Source organism: Microbacterium sp. Bi98 (genome assembly GCF_918698045.1).
GTDB lineage: Bacteria > Actinomycetota > Actinomycetes > Actinomycetales > Microbacteriaceae > Microbacterium.
The window spans coordinates 44414-63696 of sequence record NZ_CAKKLK010000011.1 but is presented as its reverse complement, the minus strand read 5'-3'; the positions used below and the strand labels follow the sequence as shown (position 1 = coordinate 63696).

The following is a 19283-nucleotide window of genomic DNA, read 5'->3' as shown; positions in this document are numbered from 1 at the left end:
GATCGGCAACGACGCATCGGAGGGTGCGGGATCCCGCTCAGCGCGAGGCGATCCCGACGAGAGCGGCGACGAGCCCGGCGATCACCAGGACGACGATCGCGAGGATGTGCACCACCTTGCCCACGACGAGCATCGGCAGGTCGGGTCCGTCGTACGACGCGGGATTGAAGAGCGTGCCGCGTGCGCGGAAGCTCCAGCGCATGCCGAACCCGATGCGCCGCAGCGCGTGCGACGGTGCGGCGAACGTCTGCCCGCGCTCTTCGCGTGATGCCTTCCACGCAGCCTGCACGGCATACCAGGCGATGACGAAGAACGGCATCGCGAGAGACACGGCCCAGGCGATGAGCGCGACGCCGATCACGGTGCCCATCCCGGGGTCGAGCTCACGGATGAAGAACAGCCCGAGAGCCGCGAGTCCGACGGCCACGGGCACCAGCACCACGCCCCACCCCCACCCGGGGTGAGCGTCTTCCGTCGGCCGCCTCTCGACGCGCCCCGCATCCTGCCAGGTCATGTGATCCCCCCGTCTCACCGCGCCGGATGGCGGAGTCGACCGTGCCAGAGTACCGGGAGCGGTCGGTTCCTGTCGGTGGAGAGGATGCTGAGCATCGCGAGAGGATGGGGTCATGACACGCATCCTCGTCACGGGCTCCACGGACGGTCTCGGCCGCGCGACGGCCGCCGCACTTCTCGACCAGGGCCATCGGGTGATCGTCCACGCGCGCAGCGCGGATCGAGCAGCCGCCGTCTCATCGCTGACGGATCGCGGTGCCGATCTCGTCATCGCCGACCTCACGGATCGCCGCGCCGTCAGGGATGTCGCCGACGAGCTGAACGGGGGAGCGGAGGTCGACGCGGTCATCCACAACGCCGGTGTCATCTCGGGGTCCGGCATCCTGCCCGTCAACGTGGTCAGTCCCTACCTGCTCACCGCGCTGCTGCGCACGCCCACACGTCACGTCTACCTCAGCAGCGGGATGCATCGCGGCGGCTCGACCGATCTCACGGAGCTCGACTGGGACGGCTCGCGGACGACGGCCAGCTACTCCGACAGCAAGCTGTTCGTCACGGCTCTGTCGGCGGCGGTCGCCCGACGGTGGGCGCCTCGCGTCGCGGCCGACTCGGTCGATCCTGGATGGGTGCCGACGAAGATGGGCGGTGCTGGCGCCCCCGACGACTTCGATCTCGGGCATGAGACGCAGGAGCGCCTCGCGACCGAGCCGCGTCTCGACGTCACCGGCGGATACTGGCACCACGGCGAGCGGCGCACACCCCACCCGGCCGTCGACGACACATCCTTCCAGGAGCGGCTCCTCGCGGCCCTCGCTGACGCGACCGGGGTCGAGCTGCCTGCGCGGTAGGCGTCAGAGTCGAGGTTCCCGTCGCAGTTCGTGCCGCTCGCGGGTGCGCCCGGCGGCACGAACTGCGAACCGGACGCCCCGCGACGGGCCCGAGGTCTACTTGACGCTGCCGGCGGTCAGGCCGCCGACGAGGCGCTTCTCGATGAGCATGAACAGGATGACGACGGGCAGGATCGCGACGATCGAGACGCCGAACACGTACTGCCAGCTCGTCTCGTACTGACCGACGAACTTGGTCAATGCGACCGAGAGCGGCTGGTTCTTGTCGGTCGAGAGGATGACGAGCGATGCGGCGAACTCGTTCCAGCAGGCGACGAACGTGAAGACGATGGCCGTCACGATGCCCGGCCAGACGAGCGGCAGGTTGATCTTGAACAGCACGGTGAAGCGCCCCGCGCCGTCGATCTGGGCGGCCTCGTCGATCTCCTTCGGGATGCCCGCGAAGAACGAGTGCATGATCCACACCGCGAACGACAGGTTGAACGCGGCGTTGATGAAGATCATCGCCGCCCACGTGTCGCTGAGTCCGAGCACCGTGAACTGGCGGAACAGGCCAGAGGTGAGCACGGCCGGCTGCAGCATCTGCGTCACGATCACCAGGAACAGGAAGACCATGCGCCCGGGGAACTTGAAGCGGGCGGTGTAGTAGGCCGCGGGCAGCGAGACCAGCAGCACGAGCAGCGTCGCGAACACGGCGATGATGATCGTCGAGATGAGGTTGTAGGGCAGCGGCGTCTCGGGGGTCGACCACATCGAGATGTAGTTCTCCCAGTGCCACTCGATCGGCAGGTACGTCGGGTCGACCGAGCGGATCTGCGACTTCGTCTTCACGGAGCCGAAGAACATGATCAGGTACGGCAGCACGAAGATCGCGAGCACCAGGATGCCGGCGGCCATGCGCAGGATGACGCGGGGCAGCGTGACCTGGTCCTCGGTGTAGCGGCGCTTGCGTCCGGGGATGCGAGGGGCGGCGTCATCGCCCGCGGTGGTGACGAGGGCGGTCTCGGTCAGGGTCATGATCAGACCTCCTTCATGGGCTTGACGGCCTTGACGTAGATCGCGACGATCACGATCACGATGAGGAAGGCGACGACCGACAGTGCGCTCGCGACGTCGACCTTCTTCTGCAGCTCGATGTACTTGAAGATCATCGTCATGATCGTGTCGGCGCCGTATCCGGGGATCGACCCGGTCATCACCTTGAGGATCGGCAGCGAGTTGAAGACGTTGATGATGTTGATGAGGATCGCGACGGCCAGGGCGCTGCGCAGCTGGGGAACGACGACCGTCCAGTAGGTGCGGGTCGCGCCGGCGCCGTCCATCTTCGCGGCTTCGAGGGTGTCGGCCGGAACCGTCTGGAGGCCCGCGAGGATCGTGTAGGTCGTGAACGGCAGCGAGACGAAGATCGCGATCACGATCGACCAGGCGAAGGCGGTGGCCGGGTTCTTGGTCCAGCCGTAGCCGACCGCGTCGTCTGCGAGCCCGATGTCGTAGAGGAACTTGTTGAAGACGCCGAAGTACGGCTCGAGGCTGTAGTAGAAGACCATCGTCGTCATCACGACGGATGCCGCCCACGGCACGATCACGGCCATGCGGACGATCTGGCGACCGGGGAAGGCCTTGTTGAGGATCTGCGCGAGCCCGAGCGAGATCATCACGGTGAAGGTCACCACCGCGACGACCCAGATGATCGTGCGGAACATGATCGGCCAGAACTCGGCGAACGTGAACACGGTCACGAAGTTGTCGAAGCCGACCGAGCCCTTGTCGAGGCCCGAGAGCGAGATGTCACGGGTGGAGTTGAAGAACATCACCCCGGCGGGGAACAGGACCACGCCGATGATGAGGAGCAGGGCGGGCGCGATCCAGGGCAGCGCCTGGAGCAGGTCCTTCCCTCCCGGCTTGCCGCGGGCGGCGCCCGATCGGCGGCCCGGGGTGCGGGGGCGGCCGGTGGCCGCCCCCGCGAGGTTCGAGGATTCTTTCGTCTGGCTCATGGGATACCCGAACCTCTCCGTCTGCGGGGCTCAGCCCGCGTCGACCTGTGCCTGGATCTCGGCCAGGACGTCCTGGGCCGGCTTCGACTGCAGCTGGCCGAACAGCGACTTGAAGGCGCCGTCGGTGGCCGACCACTTCTCGTTCGTCGACGGGTAGAACTGCGCGTCGGGCAGGACCTCGAGGAACGGCGCGAGCGCCTCCTCACCGGCGAGCTGCTCGGCACCGGACTTGGTGACGGGCAGGAAGCCCTCTGCCTGCACCCACGGCACGTACACGTCTGCCGAGTAGTAGTAGTCGAAGAAGGCGGTGATCGCCTCCTGCTTGTCGCCGTCGTTCTGGAAGGCCATCAGCTGGTCCATGACGCCGAGGGTGAAGGGCGAGCCGTCCTTCGTCGGGATCGGGACGATCGAGTAGTCGAGCTCGGGGTTGCCCTCTTCGATCTGGCCGACCGTCGGCGGCAGGCCGACCTGCATGCCGATCTTGCCCTGGATGAAGATGTCCATCAGGGGCGAGCGCTGCGTCGAGCCGGGGTCGGCCTGCGTCGCACCGGCGTCGATCATCTTCTTGATCTGCTCGGCACCTTCGAGGTTCTCGGGGGTGTCGATCGTGATCTCGGACGCGTCGCCGAACGATCCGCCGCCGCCCCACAGCCACACGGCCGCTTCGGCCTGAGCCTCTTCGGAGCCGAGGGGCATGCCGTAGCCGGCCACGCCGCCACCGAGTGCCGACACCTTGGTCGCAGCGCCGAGCAGCTCGTCCCAGGTCGTCGGAGCCTCGACGCCGGCCTGCTCGAGCAGCGCGTTGTTGACGAACAGCGCACGGGCCGATGCGATCAGCGGCAGGGCGTAGGCCGTGCCGTCGACCTCGGCGTTCGCGAGGAACGCGTCCTGGAAGTCGGAGTAGGTCTCCTCCGAGACGACGTCTTCGACCGGGTAGAGCAGTTCGTCGCCGACGAATCCGGCGAACGGACCGCCGTTGTAGATGTCGGGAGCCTCGCCGGCCTGGATCTTGGTGGAGACGACCTTCTCGAGGTTGTCCCATGACTGCACCTCGAGGTCGACCGTGATGTCAGGGTTCTCCTTCTCGAAACCCTCGATCACGTCTTCCCACAGGCCCTTGGTGGCGTCGGAGTAGCTGGGGACCAGAAGGTTGAGCGTCGTCTCGCCCTCGGCGTCTCCGCCGCCTCCTGTCGAGCCGCCGAACCCGCACGAAGCGAGCGTGAGCGTGGCGGTGGCCGCAAGAGCGACAGCACCGAATCGCAGTGACTTCTTCATGTGTATTGCATTCCTCACTGTGTAGGTGGTGCACAGTCGCAAGCACAGCACGCGACGATGCGTGTGATCGCCTCCCCCGGTGGCGGGACGATCGGTTCAAGCCGGGTCGGCTCGAGGAACCCTCCATGGACCGGATCTCCGGAGGGGCGGTGGAACTTGTTCGATTATTTGTCAGGAGAATAAACAAATCAAGAGGAACCTTGCAACGATTCCTAATGTCGACATACTATGATCGAATAAGCCGCTAAACAATCACAAACTTGCAACATCTGGTCCGGAGGGCCCGACATGACCGAACTTCTGCCCGGCGCACACATGCGCGAAGAACTGAATTCGCAGCCTGAGACCTGGGCCCGCGCGGCGGATCTCCGCGACGCGCAGGCGCTGCTCCCGGCATCCGGAGCCCGCATCGCCGTCGTCGGCTGCGGAACCTCGTGGTTCATGGCGCAGTCCTACGCGTTCCTCCGCGAGACCGCGGGCCAGGGCGAGACCGATGCGTTCGCCGCATCCGAGTCGTTCGTCGACCGCGGCTACGACGCGGTCGTCGCACTGACGCGTTCGGGCACGACGACCGAGGTGCTCGAGCTGGTCGAGCGCATCAAGGGCCGCGTTCCCACGATCGGCGTGATCGGCGACGAGACATCGCCGCTCGTCTCGCTCGTCGACGACGCCGTGCTGCTGCCCTTCGCCGATGAGAAGTCGGTGGTGCAGACCCGCTTCGCGACCACGGCCCTGGCACTCTTCCGTGCCTCGCTGGGTGAGGACCTCACCGCGGCGATCGCGGATGCGGCCGCCGTGCTCACGGCGGACTACGACGACGAGCTCCGCGACGCCGAGCAGTACTCGTTCCTCGGCCGTGGGTGGACGGTCGGCCTCGCGCACGAGGCCGCGCTGAAGATGCGCGAGTCGTCGCAGTCGTGGACCGAGTCGTACCCGTCGATGGAGTACCGCCACGGTCCGATCGCGATCGCCGCCCCCGGCCGCGTCACCTGGCAGTTCGGAGAGGCGCCCGAAGGCCTGGCCGCGCAGGTCGAGGCCACCGGAGCCCGCTTCGTGCAGCATCCGGTCGACCCGCTCGCCGACCTCGTGCGCCTGCACCGCGTCGCCCTCGACAGGGCCGTCGCCCGCGGGCTCGACCCCGACCAGCCGCGCAACCTCACGCGATCCGTCATCCTGGATGCATGACCCGACCCATCAGCGGAGCGATCGATGACCAGCACTGAGGATGCCGCGAGCATCGCCGACGTCGTGAGCGACGCGTCGGGCGAGCGGCTCGCCGCCGCGCGCCCGCTCGGTCACGGCGCGCCGGTGCTGGCGTTCGACGTGGGCGGCACCGACATCAAGTCGGCGCTGTTCGATGCCGACGGCACGGCTCTCGGCCTCCGCCGCACGCCGACCCCCGTCGCCGAGGGGGACCGCACGGAGGTGCTGATCGAGCGCCTGGGCGTGCTCGCCGCCGAACTTCGGGCCGACCACCCCGATGTCGTGCCGCAGGCGGCAGGACTCGTGGTGCCGGGGATCGTCGACGCGGAGGCCGGCCTCGGCGTCTTCGCGAGCAATCTCGGCTGGCGGAACTCGCCGCTGCGCGACCTCGCGTCGGAGAAGCTCGGTCTGCCCGTCGCGTTCGATCACGACGTGCGGGCGGCGAGCTGGGCCGAGCACCGCCTCGGCGGCGCCCGCGCCTACTCGAACTCCGTCGTGCTGGTCATCGGCACGGGCATCGCGGGTGCCCTGTTGGTGGGCGGCGAGCCGTACACCGCCGGCGGTTACGCGGGCGAGATCGGCCACTCGCCGATCGCCGACGGACCGGTGTGCGCGTGCGGTGCGCGCGGGTGCCTCGAGGTCGTCGCGTCTGCCGGCGCCATCGCTCGCCGCTATCGCGAGGCGACCGGAATCAGCCCTGACGGCGCGAAGGACGTGATCGCCCGCGCGGCGGCCGGCGACCGCGTCGCCTCCGAGATCTGGAACTCGGCGCTCGACGCCCTCGCCCTGTCCCTCGCGCAGCTCACCGCCGTCATCGCCCCCGAGGCGATCGTGATCGGTGGTGGACTCTCCCGCGCCGGGGGAGCGCTCTTCGACGAGCTGCGGGCACGACTGGCGGAGCGTCTGAGCTTCCATCGCCTTCCTGAGCTCGTGCCGGCGGAGCTGTCGGGCAATGCCGGCATCCTGGGCGCGGCGCTGCGCGCGAGGGAGCTGGCATGATCCTCACCGTCACCCCGAACCCCGCGCTCGACCTCACCTGGCACGTCGAGCGACTGACCCTCGGCGAGACCCACCGAGCGGATGCCGGTGCGGTGCGTGCCGGCGGCAAAGGCCTGAACGTCGCCCGGGTCGCCCACGCGCAGGGCGCCTCGGTGCTCGCCGTGTCGACGGCAGGCGGTCGCAGCGGTGTCGAGCTCGCCGCAGAGCTCGGGGCCAGCGGCGTGCCCCATCGCCTGGTCCCCGTGGTCGGAGCGACACGGCAGAGCATCGCGCTGGTCGACGAGACCCTCGGCGACACGACGATCGTGAACGAGCGGGGCGTGAACCCCTCCGACCCCGAGTGGGCTGCGATGCTGGGCGAGGTCGTCGATGCGCTTCCCGGCGCGCGCGTGCTCGTGATCTCGGGCAGCCTGCCGCCCGGTGCTCCTGAGACGCTGCTTCCGCTGCTGATCGGCACGGCGCGGGACGCCGGTGTGCCCGTGATCGTCGACACCTCGGGTCCTGCTCTGCTGCACGCGGCGGATGCCGGAGCATCCGTCCTCAAGCCCAACGCGGCCGAGCTCGTCGAGGCGACCGGCATCACCGACCCGGTCGGCGGTGCCCGCTCGCTGATCGATCGCGGCGTCGACCTCGTGCTGCTGTCACTCGGCGCCGAGGGCATGCTCGCCGTCACGGCCTCTGACGTGCTGCATGCGCGCCTCGATGCCCCGCTGGCCGGCAACCCGACCGGTGCGGGCGACGCGGGAGTGGCCGCGTGCGCGGTGCTCTATGCCGACGGCGTCCGTGATCCCGAGACCGTTCTGCGACGCGCCACCGCGTGGTCGGCCGCCGCTGTGCTCATGCCGCTCGCCGGCGAGATCTCCGACGACTGGGCGGCGCTCGAGGAGCGCCTCGTCGTCACCCCCTACGATTCCCCCGTTCGAGAGGACCCTCTGTGACCCTGGTCTCCGCCCGAGAGCTCGTGACGGATGCCGCAGCCCGCGGCACCGGCATCGGCGCCTTCAACGTGATCCACCTCGAGACCGCCGAGGGGCTCGTGCGTGCCTCTGCCGACGCCGGACTGCCGGTGATCCTGCAGATCTCGCAGAACTGCGCCGACTACCACGGCGGCCTCGAGCCGATCGCTCTGGCGACGCTCGCCGTCGCGCGGCGCGCGCAGACCCCGGTCGCGGTGCACCTGGATCACGCCGAGCGCCCCGAGCTCGTCGACGAGGCCATCGCGCTGGGCTTCGGCTCGGTCATGTTCGACGGCGGTGCGCTGCCGTACGACGAGAACGTGGCGCTGACCGCTGCCGTCGCCGAGCGGGCGCACGCGGCAGGCGTCTACGTCGAGGGCGAGCTGGGCGAGGTCGGCGGCAAGGACGGCGCCCACGCCCCCGGTGTGCGCACCGACCCCGACGAGGCCCGCGCGTTCGTCGCAGCGACCGGCGTCGACGCGCTCGCCGTCGCCGTGGGGTCGTCGCACGCCATGACGGACCGCACGGCATCCCTCGACCTCGCTCTCATCGCACGCCTGCGCGAAGCCCTCCCCGTTCCCCTGGTGCTGCACGGATCATCGGGAGTCTCGGACGCCGTGATCGCCGACGCCGTGCGCGCGGGCATGACGAAGATCAACGTCTCGACGCACCTGAACGGGTTCTTCACCCGCGCGATCCGCGCGACCCTCGACACCGATGAGGGGCTCGTCGACTCGCGCAAGTACCTCACCCCTGCGCGCGATGCGCTCGCCGGGGAGGCGGCGCGGATGCTGCGCCTGTTCGCCCTCGAGTCCACCGAGGTGGCGGGGTGAGTCACGCGATGCCGGGCAGGATGGTGACATGAAGCGCGCCGCCCGACTGAACGCGATCCTCGACCTGCTGGCCGCGGACGGCGAGGTGAACGTCGACGAACTCGTCGAGCGCTTCGGAGCCTCGGCCGCCACCACGCGCCGTGATCTCGACTCGCTCGCCGAGCAGCGTCTGCTCACGCGCACCCACGGCGGGGCGGTCGCCCACTCGGTCGCCTACGAGCTGCCGATCCGCTACAAGAGCCACCAGCGCTCGCAGCAGAAGGAGAGCATCGCCCAGGCCGCCGCCGCCCTCGTGGCGCCGGGCATGGTCGTCGGGCTCTCGGGCGGAACCACGACCACCGCCATCGCCGCAGCGCTCGCCGCTCGGGACGATCTCGCCGCAGGCCCGGGCATCACGGTCGTCACCAACGCCGTGAACATCGCCGCCCAGCTCGCCACCAGACCCGACATCAAGGTCGTCGTGACCGGCGGGGTGATCCACTCGCGCAGCTACGAGCTGGTGGGTCCGTTCGTCGAGCAGCTGCTGCGCGGAGTGCGACTCGACATCGCCTTCATCGGGGTCAACGGGATGGATGCCGCGGCCGGCGCCACCACGCAGGACGAACGCGAAGCCGCGGTGAACCGCATGATGGCCGAGCGCGCCCGCCGAGCCGTGGTCGTCACCGACAGCAGCAAGATCGGCACCGTGGCGTTCGCGGCCGTCGGCGGCCCGGAGCTGTTCCCCGTTCTCCTGACCGACGACGGTTCCGACGACGCCTCGCTTGCCGCGTTCCGCGACGCGGGGTACGAGGTCATGACGGCCTGACCTGCCGATCAGTCCTTGACTCTCACAAGCAACACGGTGCGGGACTCCTGGTGGGGATGCCGCGACCCCTCTCGCGACATCCCCGGAGTAGATGGTGTCCTGTCGTCCCCTCACACTCCCCAGTGCACGAGGGTTTCCCCAGTTCGACTGCGCCTCCCTCGCGCTTCGTTTCCGAAGCCCTTCGCTGGCACCTTCTGGAGATAAGGAGCGGGTCACCGATGTTCTGATACATCGACTGGAGAAAAGTTTCAGAGTCCGCTTCCGTGGCACTGGAAAGGCGCGCTGAGGCCTGTGGATTCGGATGCCGCGGCCAGCGCGTCCGCGGGGCTGGCACCGGTGGCCAGCTCGGAGTGCACGGCCCCGAGCAGCTCGCAGGCGACGTCGTCGGCGACCACGACAGGGGCGGCGATGACGCAGCCGGTGCCGGCGTGCAGCCAGACGCGCGTCATGCCCAGCGCCTCCTCGCCCCAGCGCACCGACGAGCGGCCGAGTTCGCACGCCGAGAGCACGACGGTCTCGGGCGGGCGCAAGATCAGGTCGACGTCGTACCCGAACAGGGTGCCGTCGACGAGTTCGAACCCTGAGAACAGCGGGTTGTCGACCGCATGACGACCGTGGGCGGCGATGTGCAGCACGTCGACCTGCTCGGCGAGCTCGGTGACGGCACTGACCCGCGCGCTGTCGCCGGTCAGCATCCTGGCGCCTGCCCACGCTGCGGCGGCCCGGCGCACCTCCTCTTCGGCGCGCGCGACGCGGGGGCCGGTCGCGAAACCTGCCCGGGAGGCCTGTGGCGGGCGGCGATCGGAGCCGCCGAGCAGGCGAGACACCGACGTCGCGATGGTGAACGGAGTTCCGCGCATTCCCGGGAGCATCGCCCACGGGATGCCGCCCAGGATGCCGGGCACCGTCAGGGCCAGACGTGCCGCTCCTCCCGACGCCGCGCGCGCCGGTGCCAGGAGGGCCTCGTCGAGTCGTCGCAGTCTGTCGTCGAGCGAACGCGCCACGACGTGCGCCATCGGCCCGCCGTGGGTCAGAGCCGCCACGTCGAGGTCGGCGCGGAGTCCGTCGAGCGCGGCCTCGATGCGCGGCAGCGCCAGCTCGACGATCGACGAGCCGGATGTCGTCACGACGACGCACAGCAGCTCCTCGCGCGTGAAGACGTAGGCGAGGATCGCTGTGTCATCGTCGAGTCGCGCTCGGGTCTCGGAGAGACCCAGGCGTTCGTGGCTCTCGCCGACGCCGGTCGACGACCACTGGCGGTCACGTACTCGATCCCGCAGCTCGCGCACCCGGGCGTCGGTCGTCCAGTCCGACCCCGCGAGGTCGGCGCGCAGCATCCGCAGCTCGGCGAGGTCGGCCGACAGTTCGGCATCGTGCGGCGGGCGCACCGGTGCGACCTGCTGGCTGAGATGCCTGGCACGCTCGGACCACTCGAACAGCACCTCGGGATCGCGCGATCGCGCGGCCGCGGCGAGACCGGCGAACATCAGCTCGGTGCCGTGCATGGCCACCGACGCCTGCAGGTCGAGCGCTCCGAACGACTGCTGCCACGTGGTGAGCAGGTCGAGGCCCTCGGCCGCGGCCCGGCGAGCATCGGCATCCCTGCCCCGTGCGGCGGCACGCACCGCACGCACCTCGTGCGCGCGCAGACGCAGCGGCGTCGGGGCGTCAGGGGTGAGTCGGGGCAGGCGACCTCCGTCGGCCAGCCGAGCGGTAAGTGACACCGCAGCCGCTTCGGTGCGGAATCCTCCCCGGGTGAGCGCGTCCACCGTGCGAGAGAAGTCCTCTGCGGCCGGCGGCTTGTGAGGTCGAGTTCGCAGTTGCGCCTCCAGCCGCACCGCGTCGGCGCGGGCGGCCCAGCTCTCGCTTCCCAGGCCGGCGAAGCGACGGGATGCGGTCGCCGCGGCACGCTCGGCCGACGAGGCGTCGTGCCGCAGCAGCGATCGGGCGAGATGGAACTCGGCCTCACCTCGCGCCTGCCGCATCCGCTGTGCGCCGAATCGCACCGCGACCGTGCCGAGCAGTTCTTCGGCCTCGGTCGTGAGGCCGGCATCGCGCAGCACCTCGGCCCGATCGAGGTCGCTGATCGCGGCGGCGAGGTCGCTGGTCGCGGCGAGGATCGGACGCGATCGGGTCATCAGCCCGAGTGCGGTGACGAGGTCGCCGCCGAGCAGCGCGGCGTAGCCGAGATTGTGGCGCGCTTCGGCCAGCGGCTCCTCGGCCCCGTGGGCCTCATAGGCCGCGATGGCCCGCTGCAGATCGGCCGTGCAGGCGTCGAGCCGGTGCCTCTGCATACTGACGATCGATCGGCTCATCAGGCAGTTGGCGCTCTCGATCGAGCCCTCGTCGAGGCCGTCTATCGCCCTGGTGAGGAACAGGTCGGCGTCGTCGAGCCGTCCGCCGTGCATGAGCAACGTGCCGAGTTGGCCGTTCGCGAGGGCGACTGTCTCGTCGCTGAGGCCCGGCCGTGACAGCGCTTCGCGCGACAGTCGCTCGGCTTCCACCGGCTGGCCGGTCTGGGCGAGCACGTAGGCCATGGTCCCGTCGATGCGGGCACGCAGATCGGCGTCGTCCGTGCGCGCCGATGCGGCGGTCAGCGCACGCCGCGCCTGGGCGAACCGTCGGGAGTTGGCTGCGTCGACGCCGCGCTGATGCAGCTCGAGAGCAGACAGGGGCATTGCACCAGAATGCCGGTATGTCTGGCCTCAGGGAAGGTGTGCTGTGATCCGACGCGCGCGGCTACCCTCCCGTCACGGGTGAAGGCAGGGTTTTGAGCACGGCGGAGACGGCCTTGGCCGCAGCATCCGCCGTGACGCCCTGTGCCGGCACGGAGCCCCACTGTGCCGCGATGCGCCCCGCGACATACGGAGCCGCGAACGACGTGCCGCTCCAGATCGAGAAGCCTCCGCGGTAGTCGTCCGGGTCGATCGTCTCGCGCCGCAGTCCGTCGACGTCCGCTCTGGTCGTCGCCTGCTCGCCTCCGACGAAGGCCGGTGACGTGCTCACGACGGCGGCGCCGGGGGCGTAGACCTGCACCCAGGGGCCGACGTTCGAGAACAGCGCGACCGACCGGCCCGACGGATTGAGAGCCCCGACCGACACATGCGGCGCAGCGTGATCACGGGGGATGCCGTTGTCGGCACCGGGCCACGGCCACAGCGATGCCGGGAACGACGGCCGGTCGATCGCGTCGTTGCCCGCCGAGCACACCACCACGCATCCCAGCTCTCGCGCCGCGGTGAGCAGCGCGTCGAGGGTCCGGCTGAACTGACCGTCGACCGGGGTCTCGTGGTAGTACCCGAGCGACAGGTTGAGCACGTCGATCGGATGCCCGGTCGACGGGTCCTCGCGGTGTCGCCGCAGCAGCTCGACGACCTGCGCGACGGTCGTCAGAAAGGTGCTCTCGTCGATCACGCCCAGTGCGCCGGCCATGCGGATCGACAGGATGTCGGCATCCGGCGCCATCTGACGGATGATGCCCGCGATGAACGTGCCGTGCCCGGCGACGGCGTCGATCTCGCCGTCGAGCTGCCCGTAGAGATCCGGATAGACCTCAGGGTCTGCGTCGTCGGTGAGTCCGATCGGCACGCCGTCGATCTCGATGTGGCGGGTGACGATGTCGTCCGGCAGCCAGTCGTGCACACCGCATCCCGTGTCGAGCACCGCCACCACCGGACGTCGGCCGCGCTTCGGGGCCGCCGTGCGCCGGGGAGCCGGTCCGAGCCAGGTCACCGGCTGGCGCGCGCCGCGCCCCGGCTCGAGGTAGTCGTCGCTGCCTCCGGCCCCTCCGCCCGCGCCGCGCACCGGGTTGGTGCGGCTGAACGGGTTGGTGCGGCTGAAGGGATTCGTTCGGCTGAACGGGTTGAGTCCGACGGGGTCGATCGACAGCACATGCTCGAGGCTGGTTCGCGGCATCGACGTGCCGGAGCTGCGCCGCGCGCGCTGCAGCACGCGCCAGGCGTCCGGCGGCACCGGGGACTCGCCGCGGGTCGGCTCGTCGGGAGTGGTCAGGCGAGCGCGCAGGAACCCCGGCACGCCGGGGACCAGCGGATCAGCCGCGCGCAGAGCATCCGGCGAATCGATCTCGAGCATCCAGCCGAACGAGCCGGCAGCATCGCGCAGCTCGCGGATCTCCTCGTCGTACTCCTCCTGACCATTCTCCTGATCCTGCGTGATCAGCAGCCGCTCCTGCAGATATGCGGTGGGGAACGCCCTGACGCCCTCGACGGGTTCGACCGACGGGTCCAGCGCCGTCCCCCGTCTGATCGATCCCTCCGCCCGGTCCTGCCAGCTCCACCCCTTGGGCTGCTCCATCGTCGATCCTCTCCTCGCGGGCGGACCCGCGTCCTCTGCGGGATGAGCCCGCGTCCTGTGCGGGGGACCCCGCGGTGTGTGCGGGTCGGCCCGCTTCCGGTGAGTGAGGTCCTGCGTGGTGCGGGAGTCGCCCAGCGGTGGTGTGCACGGGTCGCCCCGTCATGCGCGGGTCGCCCCGCGGTCGATCACAACTCGAACTGCGGGGTCGACAGGGTGCGCTCCTGGTCGCCGACCGTGGTGCTCAGGCGCACGCGGGTCAACCCGTCGGGCACGTCGTCGAACAGGAAGCGGCCGGTGTCGTTCGCGGTCGTCGTGCGGATGCTCTCGCCCTGAGCCAGTTCGATCGCACCCGAGATCGAGTCGACCCAGCCGTCGACCCGGTGCGCACCGCTCGCCGTGCGCGTGACGTGCAGCAGGATGCTGGTCGTGCCGTCGCTGAACTGCAGGGTGAGCGCGTCGGCGTCGCCGCGAACGGCTCCGAGCGGTTCCTCGATGAGGGTGAGCAGCGCGTACTCCTCCGACAGCCCCTCGGCTGCCACGGCCGCGATCATGCGGTCGATGAGGGCGGCCGGCATCGGGTCGACGTCACGCCAGAGCGAACGCAGCTGCGCGAACAGCTCGGCATCCTCATGGTTGTCGCCGCCGTTGGCGCGATCGTTCTCGCTCATGAGCTGCCCTCCGTTCGTGGTGTCGGTGCGTCGAGCAGCTCGCGCAGCTTCGCGAGGCAGCGCTGGCGGGTGGGGCCGATGCTGCCGACCGGCATCGCGAGATCGGCGGCGAGGCGGGCGTAGTCCGGTCGCTCCTCGAAGGCGATCACTCGCAGCAGTCGCTGGCATCGGTCGGCGAGGAGGCGAACCGCTGCCCACAGCCGTCGCTTCTCGTCGCCGACGGTGGCGTGGTGCTCGGCCGACTGCTGCGTGGGAAGCAGTGCGTCGAGAGCATCCGACTCGGTCGTGTCGACCCTGTTCTGGGCCTTCCCGGCCCGCCAGGCCTCGCGGCGAGCGGTGGTCGTCAGCCAGGCCGACACCGCTTTCGGATCACTGATCGAGCGGTGCCCGCGAACCAGCTGCAGCCACGTCGTCTGGACGACGTCTTCGGCCAGTGTGCGGTCGAGTCCGTAGGCGCGCACGACATGCCAGAGCACAGGCGTCATCAGCCGCACGAGGTCGTCCATCGCGCGGCTCTCGCCGTCCCGCCATGCGTCGAAGAACTCGGCGGCACGCCTCCAGCGTGCTGCTCCGTCGTCCGGTGCAGGATCGAGGGCGGCGCCGTCGGGTGCGCCGTCGATCATGAGTCCCATTGTGATCACACCGGTAAGGAGCACGGCAAGAGGCTCCTGATACATGGACTCGGTATGTTTTTTCGGGGTTCTGGCGGGATTCCGTCCCGGGGAGACGGATGCCGGGTGTCCGGCGACCCGTGCCGCGGGCGTTAGCGTGGAGTGGTGATCGCTCTCGCCGTCGTGCTCTTCCTCAACGCCGCCTTCAACGTGCTGGTGTGGCCCCGTTTCTACAAGCGCGTCGCGACCGACCCGCGGGCACGGGATGCCGACGGCAAGGCGACGGCGTTCCTCAAGGTGCACGCCGTGCTGATCGCGATCGCCCTGGTGCTCGCGCTCGTCTCGGTGATCGTCGGCATCGCGGCGCTCGCCGGAGCGCTCTGACGATCAGCTGCGGGCGACCGGCTGCTGGAGCTCGGTGATCCAGTCGGCCTGATCTTCGGACTCCGACTGCAGATAGACCTCACGGCAGGCACCCTGCGCCGTCGCGCCCTGCGCGGCGATCGCCTGGTTCAGCGCATGCCAGCTGTCATCGATCGTCGCCATGGTGCCGAGGTGCGTGGCGGTGAACGCATCGTCGACGGCGGGAAGCTCGACGATGACGAGGCCGTCGATCGCCGGCCCGTCATAGGTGAAGCCGACCGTGATGCGCACGCCGTGCTTGTTCATGTCGTACTCCGCGATCGGGAGCCCCGGCTCTCCGCCCGACGCGACGATCGCATCGGCCACCTGATCGAACAGCGGACCCACCACCCCCGCGACCTCGGGCTGTGAGGCGACGCTCTGGGTCAGCGCCGCGAGGCGGACGTAGGGAAGGGGCTTCTCGGTGATCTGCTCGGCGGACATCGTCGTCTCCTCAGGTCGTGGGTGCGTGCCGCCGATCCTACGCAGGGGCACGGACATCGGCTACCGTCGGATCCGGTCGCTCGCCGGATCCGACTATCCCGCCTCGTCGTCCGACTCGTCCTCGTCCTCGTCCTCGTCGCGGTGGCCGCTGAGGATCAGGATGCGCCGCAGGTGCATGGCCGCGAGCACTCCCGGCCCCATCGAGCGGCGGGCGTCGATGGTCCGGTCGTCGACGGTCTCGAGCAGCAGCCTCACGGCGCGCGCGGCCTCACCCCTGACCCGGTGATCCTCGGGCGACAGGGGATCCTCTTGGGCGATCACCTCGGCGACGGCATGGCACGCGTTCGACAGCGGTTCGGGCAGCGCCGCGTCGAGCATCAGAGCTCCTGGGCGATCCCAGATGGTGTCGGCGATCTCGTCCGAGATGTCGCGGATCAGATGCGCGATCCTGTCGAGCCGGGCGAGCTCGGCGTGGATGTGTCGCGTCTCCCCCCGTCGTCCCAGCGCCCGTGGGTTGCCTCGCCGGCTGTCGTCGGCCTCCGACAGGGCCGTGCGCAGCTCCGCCGTCGTGTCGGCGAGCGAGGCCGCATCATCGGCCCACTGCTGGTGCTCGGGCGGCCACGACTCCGAGACCGCCGACCCGATGTCGTGCAGGTGCTCGCTCAGCTGGGTGCGGAAGGCGTCGACCTTGGCCGCGGCGGCGAGGGTCAGCGGCGCCGGCGCGATCACCAGGTTCACGAGGAGTCCGACGACGACGCCGACCGCCGTCTGCACCAGGTACCCGATCGAGTAGTCGTCAGCATTCTGGCCGCCGATGATCAGCACGAAGAGCGCGGCCATGGGCACGTACTCGCGGCCGACGCCGAACCACCCCGTTCCCGAGACCAGCACGCCGATGCCGACCACGGCCGGGATGGTCCACCACGTCGGGCCGACGGTGAGCACGACGATCGCTGCCAGTCCGATGCCGGTGGCGAGTCCGAGCAGGGTCTGCAACCCCGACCGCACCGACCCCATCAGCGTGGGATACATGCTCACAAGGGCGCCGAGCGGCGCGTAGTACGGGTACTCGTCGGTGACGCCGGGCATGTGCGGGGCGATCAGCCACGCGAGTCCGACAGCCAGAGCGGTCTTGGCCACGAGCAGCAGCCGGGCCGGGTCGACCGCCTCGCGCAGTGAGCGCACGATGCCGGGACGGCGCGCGCGCATTCGTGTCCTGATGTTCGTCACGGCATCCTCTCGTCATCCTCCCCGAAGGGTGACGCTAGCCGCTCGGCATCCGTTCACGCATGTGCTTGCGTCCGGCGGCGAGGGCGAGTAGCGGTCGCGACGCGTCGACGCCGGCCGCCCCTCTTCCGAGCGACCGGCGTCGAGTGATCAGCGGGTGATCAGGGGATGGCCCGGCGGAACGCGAGGAACGAGATGCCCGCCAGCACCGCGGTCACGACGAGGCCCCACAGTGCGAGACCGAGAGCTCCGGCGTCGAGGATGCCCCGCCACACCTCGTCCCACAGCTCGAGCCTCGTCGCGAGGAACGCGAGACCCACGAGCACGAGACCGAGCCCGACGCCCGCGATCGTGAGCACGGTGGGTCCCCAGCTCTTGTAGATCGTCGCCCCGGTGAAGCCGACGACGAACAGGAACAGGGCGAGCGTGAAGTAGACGGTGAATGCTCCGAGCGGACCCGCCTCCCACAGCCACGGCAGGTAGAACACGTAGCCGTTCACGCCGTAGCCGTTCGTCAGCGTCTCGATTCCGCCGCCGATCAGGAAGACGACGCCCATGAGCGCACTGCCGAGGATCGCGGTGAGCAGCGTGCCGAAGAAGAAATCGCGCCGCGTGATGCTCATCGCCTGCGAGAACGGGAAGGTGAGTGTCATGGCCGAGAGGCCGATCGCGAAGAAGTACCAGAGCGGAGCCTGGCCGCCACCGCCGTACTTGGGGGTGTCGACGGGGATCATCGCGTAGATCAGCACCGAGATCACGACCGCCGAGCCGAGGATGATCAGCGGCACCCAGATGAACGTCTGACGGTTGATGAGCTGCAGACGGATGACGTTGAGTGTGCGTCGCATCAGCGCACCTCCTCTTTCGCGACGGAGGCCCTGGTGGCTGCGCCCGCCTCGGCCTTCTGGGTGAGACGGACGATCAGCTGCTGCAGCGACACCGGAGCCAGATCGAGACCGGATGCCGTGAGCTCGGCGCGCTCGGCGGCCGACAGCGCCCCGAGCACGGTGACGGATGCCACTCGGCCGAGCGCCTCGCGGTGCAGGACCTCACGGTCTGCCGCCCACGCGTCGACCTTGACCGCATCGCCGACCACGGTGACGGCGCGGTCGCGCACGGCATCCGTGTCTTCGTTGAGGAGGATCTTGCCGTTGTCGATCACGATGACCTTCTCGATGAGGTTCGAGACCTCGTCGATCAGGTGCGACGAGAGGACGATCGTGCGCGGGTGCTCGGCGTAGTCCTCGAGCAGGCGGTCGTAGAAGATCTGCCTGGCGACCGCGTCGAGCCCCAGGTACGGCTCGTCGAAGAAGGTGAGCTCGGCGCGCGACGCCAGGCCGATGATGACCCCGACGGCCGAGAGCTGTCCGCGGGAGAGCTTCTTGATGGTCTGCTTCATCGGCAGCTGGAACTGCTCGATGAGCTCGTCGGCCAGCTCCTGGTTCCAGTTGCGGAAGAACAGGCTCGCCGCCTTGAACGCGTGACGCGGGTAGGCGTCATCCGGATACTTCTGGCTCTCGCGCACGAAGCAGATCCGGTTGAGGACGTGCGTGTTCTCGTAGGGGTGCTCGCCGAAGACGCGCACGGTGCCGGACGACTCGAAGTTCTGCGCGGTCAGGATCGACATGAGCGTGGTCTTGCCCGCGCCGTTGCGGCCGAGCAGTCCGTAGATCGCGCCGCCCTCGAGGCTGAGCGACACGTCGTCGAGCGCGTTCTTCTCCTTGTAGTGCTTGGTGAGGTTCTGGACCTCGATGACGGCGGTCATGCGGTGGTCTTCCCTTCTGTCTGGTCGTTCTGCTGTGTCTGGGTCGCGCGCTCGTGCAGCAGCGCGACGAGGTCGTCGGAGCCGAGGCCCAGTGTGCGGGCCTCCGCGATGAGCGGTTCGATGTAGCGGTCGGCGAATGCGGCACGGCGCTCGCCGAGCAGCAGATCCTTCGCCCCGGCGGCGACGAACATGCCGATGCCGCGGCGCTTGTAGAGCACTCCCTTGTCGGTGAGCATGGCGACTCCCTTCGCTGCCGTCGCGGGGTTGATCCGGTAGAAGCCGGCGAGCTCGTTCGTCGAGGGCGCCTGCGATTCCTCCTCGAGAGAGCCGTCGAGGATCGAGTCCTCGATCTGCTCGGCGATCTGGAGGAAGAGCGGCTTGCCTTCTTCGATCACGAGTCCTCCGCTGGTTAATGGGTTAGTTACT

20 protein-coding genes are annotated in these 19283 nt (G+C 69.4%); 7 read left to right on the top strand and 13 right to left on the bottom strand.

The genetic code is table 11. The annotated features are described in order from the left end of the window. Positions 1-37 precede the first annotated feature (37 nt). Positions 38-514 carry a hypothetical protein gene (locus LQZ85_RS14755; RefSeq protein WP_053098345.1) on the bottom strand — a complete coding sequence of 159 codons (477 nt, stop codon included), beginning with the start codon at positions 512-514 and terminating at the stop codon, positions 38-40. 112 nt (positions 515-626) lie between these two features. Between LQZ85_RS14755 and LQZ85_RS14750 the strand changes: the two genes are divergently transcribed. After that, the gene (locus LQZ85_RS14750) at positions 627-1361 is read left to right on the top strand and encodes an SDR family NAD(P)-dependent oxidoreductase (RefSeq protein ID WP_053098346.1); all 735 of its coding nucleotides are present in this window, start codon (positions 627-629) and stop codon (positions 1359-1361) included. A gap of 96 nt (positions 1362-1457) precedes the next feature. Here the strand turns inward: LQZ85_RS14750 and LQZ85_RS14745 are convergent, their stop codons facing one another. Genes LQZ85_RS14745 through LQZ85_RS14735 form a run of 3 tightly spaced genes read right to left on the bottom strand, consistent with a single transcriptional unit; the run spans position 1458 to position 4630 of the window. Further along, the gene (locus LQZ85_RS14745; protein WP_171821966.1) at positions 1458-2378 is read right to left on the bottom strand and encodes a carbohydrate ABC transporter permease; all 921 of its coding nucleotides are present in this window, start codon (positions 2376-2378) and stop codon (positions 1458-1460) included. A gap of 2 nt (positions 2379-2380) precedes the next feature. After that, entirely contained in the window at positions 2381-3355 is a 975-nt protein-coding gene (locus tag LQZ85_RS14740) for a sugar ABC transporter permease (protein ID WP_053098347.1), read from the bottom strand. A 30-nt stretch (positions 3356-3385) separates the two neighbouring features. Beyond that, entirely contained in the window at positions 3386-4630 is a 1245-nt protein-coding gene (locus LQZ85_RS14735) for an extracellular solute-binding protein (RefSeq protein WP_230101095.1), read from the bottom strand. A 288-nt stretch (positions 4631-4918) separates the two neighbouring features. On the opposite strand from LQZ85_RS14735, the gene LQZ85_RS14730 reads away from it, so the two are divergent. Genes LQZ85_RS14730 through LQZ85_RS14710 form a run of 5 tightly spaced genes read left to right on the top strand, consistent with a single transcriptional unit; the run spans position 4919 to position 9426 of the window. Continuing rightward, positions 4919-5815, top strand: coding sequence for an SIS domain-containing protein (locus tag LQZ85_RS14730; RefSeq protein ID WP_053098349.1), 897 nt, complete (start codon positions 4919-4921; stop codon positions 5813-5815). A 24-nt stretch (positions 5816-5839) separates the two neighbouring features. Then, the gene (locus LQZ85_RS14725; protein ID WP_230101094.1) at positions 5840-6832 is read left to right on the top strand and encodes an ROK family protein; all 993 of its coding nucleotides are present in this window, start codon (positions 5840-5842) and stop codon (positions 6830-6832) included. Next, positions 6829-7770, top strand: a complete 942-nt coding sequence (locus LQZ85_RS14720; RefSeq protein ID WP_230101093.1) for a 1-phosphofructokinase family hexose kinase — start codon at positions 6829-6831, stop codon at positions 7768-7770. The genes LQZ85_RS14725 and LQZ85_RS14720 overlap by 4 nt, the downstream gene beginning before the upstream one ends. After that, positions 7767-8621 (top strand): class II fructose-bisphosphate aldolase, encoded by an 855-nt coding sequence (locus LQZ85_RS14715; protein WP_230101092.1) that lies wholly within the window; start codon positions 7767-7769, stop codon positions 8619-8621. Before LQZ85_RS14720 ends, LQZ85_RS14715 begins: the two co-directional genes overlap by 4 nt. 28 nt (positions 8622-8649) lie before the next feature. Then, positions 8650-9426 carry a DeoR/GlpR family DNA-binding transcription regulator gene (locus tag LQZ85_RS14710; RefSeq protein WP_056275914.1) on the top strand — a complete coding sequence of 259 codons (777 nt, stop codon included), beginning with the start codon at positions 8650-8652 and terminating at the stop codon, positions 9424-9426. Between the two features lie 248 nt (positions 9427-9674). Here the strand turns inward: LQZ85_RS14710 and LQZ85_RS14705 are convergent, their stop codons facing one another. The 4 genes from LQZ85_RS14705 to LQZ85_RS14690 form a co-directional block, all read right to left on the bottom strand. Then, the gene (locus tag LQZ85_RS14705) at positions 9675-12104 is read right to left on the bottom strand and encodes a CHAT domain-containing protein (protein ID WP_230101091.1); all 2430 of its coding nucleotides are present in this window, start codon (positions 12102-12104) and stop codon (positions 9675-9677) included. A gap of 61 nt (positions 12105-12165) precedes the next feature. Next, a complete protein-coding gene (locus LQZ85_RS14700) occupies positions 12166-13740 on the bottom strand; it encodes a S8/S53 family peptidase (protein WP_230101090.1) in 1575 nt (524 codons plus the stop codon). A 185-nt stretch (positions 13741-13925) separates the two neighbouring features. Next, the gene (locus tag LQZ85_RS14695; protein ID WP_056275923.1) at positions 13926-14408 is read right to left on the bottom strand and encodes a hypothetical protein; all 483 of its coding nucleotides are present in this window, start codon (positions 14406-14408) and stop codon (positions 13926-13928) included. Further along, a complete protein-coding gene (locus LQZ85_RS14690; RefSeq protein WP_230101089.1) occupies positions 14405-15031 on the bottom strand; it encodes a sigma-70 family RNA polymerase sigma factor in 627 nt (208 codons plus the stop codon). The genes LQZ85_RS14695 and LQZ85_RS14690 overlap by 4 nt, the downstream gene beginning before the upstream one ends. Positions 15032-15181: 150 nt before the next feature. Between LQZ85_RS14690 and LQZ85_RS14685 the strand changes: the two genes are divergently transcribed. Then, positions 15182-15403 carry an SCO4848 family membrane protein gene (locus LQZ85_RS14685; protein WP_053098357.1) on the top strand — a complete coding sequence of 74 codons (222 nt, stop codon included), beginning with the start codon at positions 15182-15184 and terminating at the stop codon, positions 15401-15403. A 3-nt stretch (positions 15404-15406) separates the two neighbouring features. Here the strand turns inward: LQZ85_RS14685 and LQZ85_RS14680 are convergent, their stop codons facing one another. From LQZ85_RS14680 to LQZ85_RS14660, 5 genes are all read right to left on the bottom strand, one after another. Further along, positions 15407-15865, bottom strand: coding sequence for a GyrI-like domain-containing protein (locus tag LQZ85_RS14680; protein WP_072590461.1), 459 nt, complete (start codon positions 15863-15865; stop codon positions 15407-15409). Between the two features lie 93 nt (positions 15866-15958). Then, entirely contained in the window at positions 15959-17095 is a 1137-nt protein-coding gene (locus LQZ85_RS14675; protein ID WP_230101088.1) for an aromatic acid exporter family protein, read from the bottom strand. Positions 17096-17253: 158 nt separating this feature from the next. After that, positions 17254-17940, bottom strand: coding sequence for a hypothetical protein (locus LQZ85_RS14670; RefSeq protein ID WP_053098360.1), 687 nt, complete (start codon positions 17938-17940; stop codon positions 17254-17256). Beyond that, entirely contained in the window at positions 17940-18857 is a 918-nt protein-coding gene (locus LQZ85_RS14665; RefSeq protein WP_056275931.1) for an ABC transporter ATP-binding protein, read from the bottom strand. Before LQZ85_RS14665 ends, LQZ85_RS14670 begins: the two co-directional genes overlap by 1 nt. After that, positions 18854-19252: a GntR family transcriptional regulator gene (locus LQZ85_RS14660; RefSeq protein WP_072590463.1), complete on the bottom strand. Its 399-nt coding sequence runs from the start codon at positions 19250-19252 to the stop codon at positions 18854-18856. Before LQZ85_RS14660 ends, LQZ85_RS14665 begins: the two co-directional genes overlap by 4 nt. Between the last annotated feature and the right edge of the window lie 31 nt (positions 19253-19283).

Bases quoted from the DNA above. Each gene is read 5' to 3' on its own strand.
- LQZ85_RS14755 (WP_053098345.1), bottom strand. From the start codon at position 514: ATGACCTGGCAGGATGCGGGGCGCGTCGAGAGGCGGCCGACGGAAGAC.
- LQZ85_RS14750 (WP_053098346.1), top strand. From the start codon at position 627: ATGACACGCATCCTCGTCACGGGCTCCACGGACGGTCTCGGCCGCGCG.
- LQZ85_RS14745 (WP_171821966.1), bottom strand. From the start codon at position 2,378: ATGACCCTGACCGAGACCGCCCTCGTCACCACCGCGGGCGATGACGCC.
- LQZ85_RS14740 (WP_053098347.1), bottom strand. From the start codon at position 3,355: ATGAGCCAGACGAAAGAATCCTCGAACCTCGCGGGGGCGGCCACCGGC.
- LQZ85_RS14735 (WP_230101095.1), bottom strand. From the start codon at position 4,630: ATGAAGAAGTCACTGCGATTCGGTGCTGTCGCTCTTGCGGCCACCGCC.
- LQZ85_RS14730 (WP_053098349.1), top strand. From the start codon at position 4,919: ATGACCGAACTTCTGCCCGGCGCACACATGCGCGAAGAACTGAATTCG.
- LQZ85_RS14725 (WP_230101094.1), top strand. From the start codon at position 5,840: ATGACCAGCACTGAGGATGCCGCGAGCATCGCCGACGTCGTGAGCGAC.
- LQZ85_RS14720 (WP_230101093.1), top strand. From the start codon at position 6,829: ATGATCCTCACCGTCACCCCGAACCCCGCGCTCGACCTCACCTGGCAC.
- LQZ85_RS14710 (WP_056275914.1), top strand. From the start codon at position 8,650: ATGAAGCGCGCCGCCCGACTGAACGCGATCCTCGACCTGCTGGCCGCG.
- LQZ85_RS14705 (WP_230101091.1), bottom strand. From the start codon at position 12,104: ATGCCCCTGTCTGCTCTCGAGCTGCATCAGCGCGGCGTCGACGCAGCC.
- LQZ85_RS14700 (WP_230101090.1), bottom strand. From the start codon at position 13,740: ATGGAGCAGCCCAAGGGGTGGAGCTGGCAGGACCGGGCGGAGGGATCG.
- LQZ85_RS14695 (WP_056275923.1), bottom strand. From the start codon at position 14,408: ATGAGCGAGAACGATCGCGCCAACGGCGGCGACAACCATGAGGATGCC.
- LQZ85_RS14690 (WP_230101089.1), bottom strand. From the start codon at position 15,031: ATGATCGACGGCGCACCCGACGGCGCCGCCCTCGATCCTGCACCGGAC.
- LQZ85_RS14680 (WP_072590461.1), bottom strand. From the start codon at position 15,865: ATGTCCGCCGAGCAGATCACCGAGAAGCCCCTTCCCTACGTCCGCCTC.
- LQZ85_RS14670 (WP_053098360.1), bottom strand. From the start codon at position 17,940: ATGCGACGCACACTCAACGTCATCCGTCTGCAGCTCATCAACCGTCAG.
- LQZ85_RS14665 (WP_056275931.1), bottom strand. From the start codon at position 18,857: ATGACCGCCGTCATCGAGGTCCAGAACCTCACCAAGCACTACAAGGAG.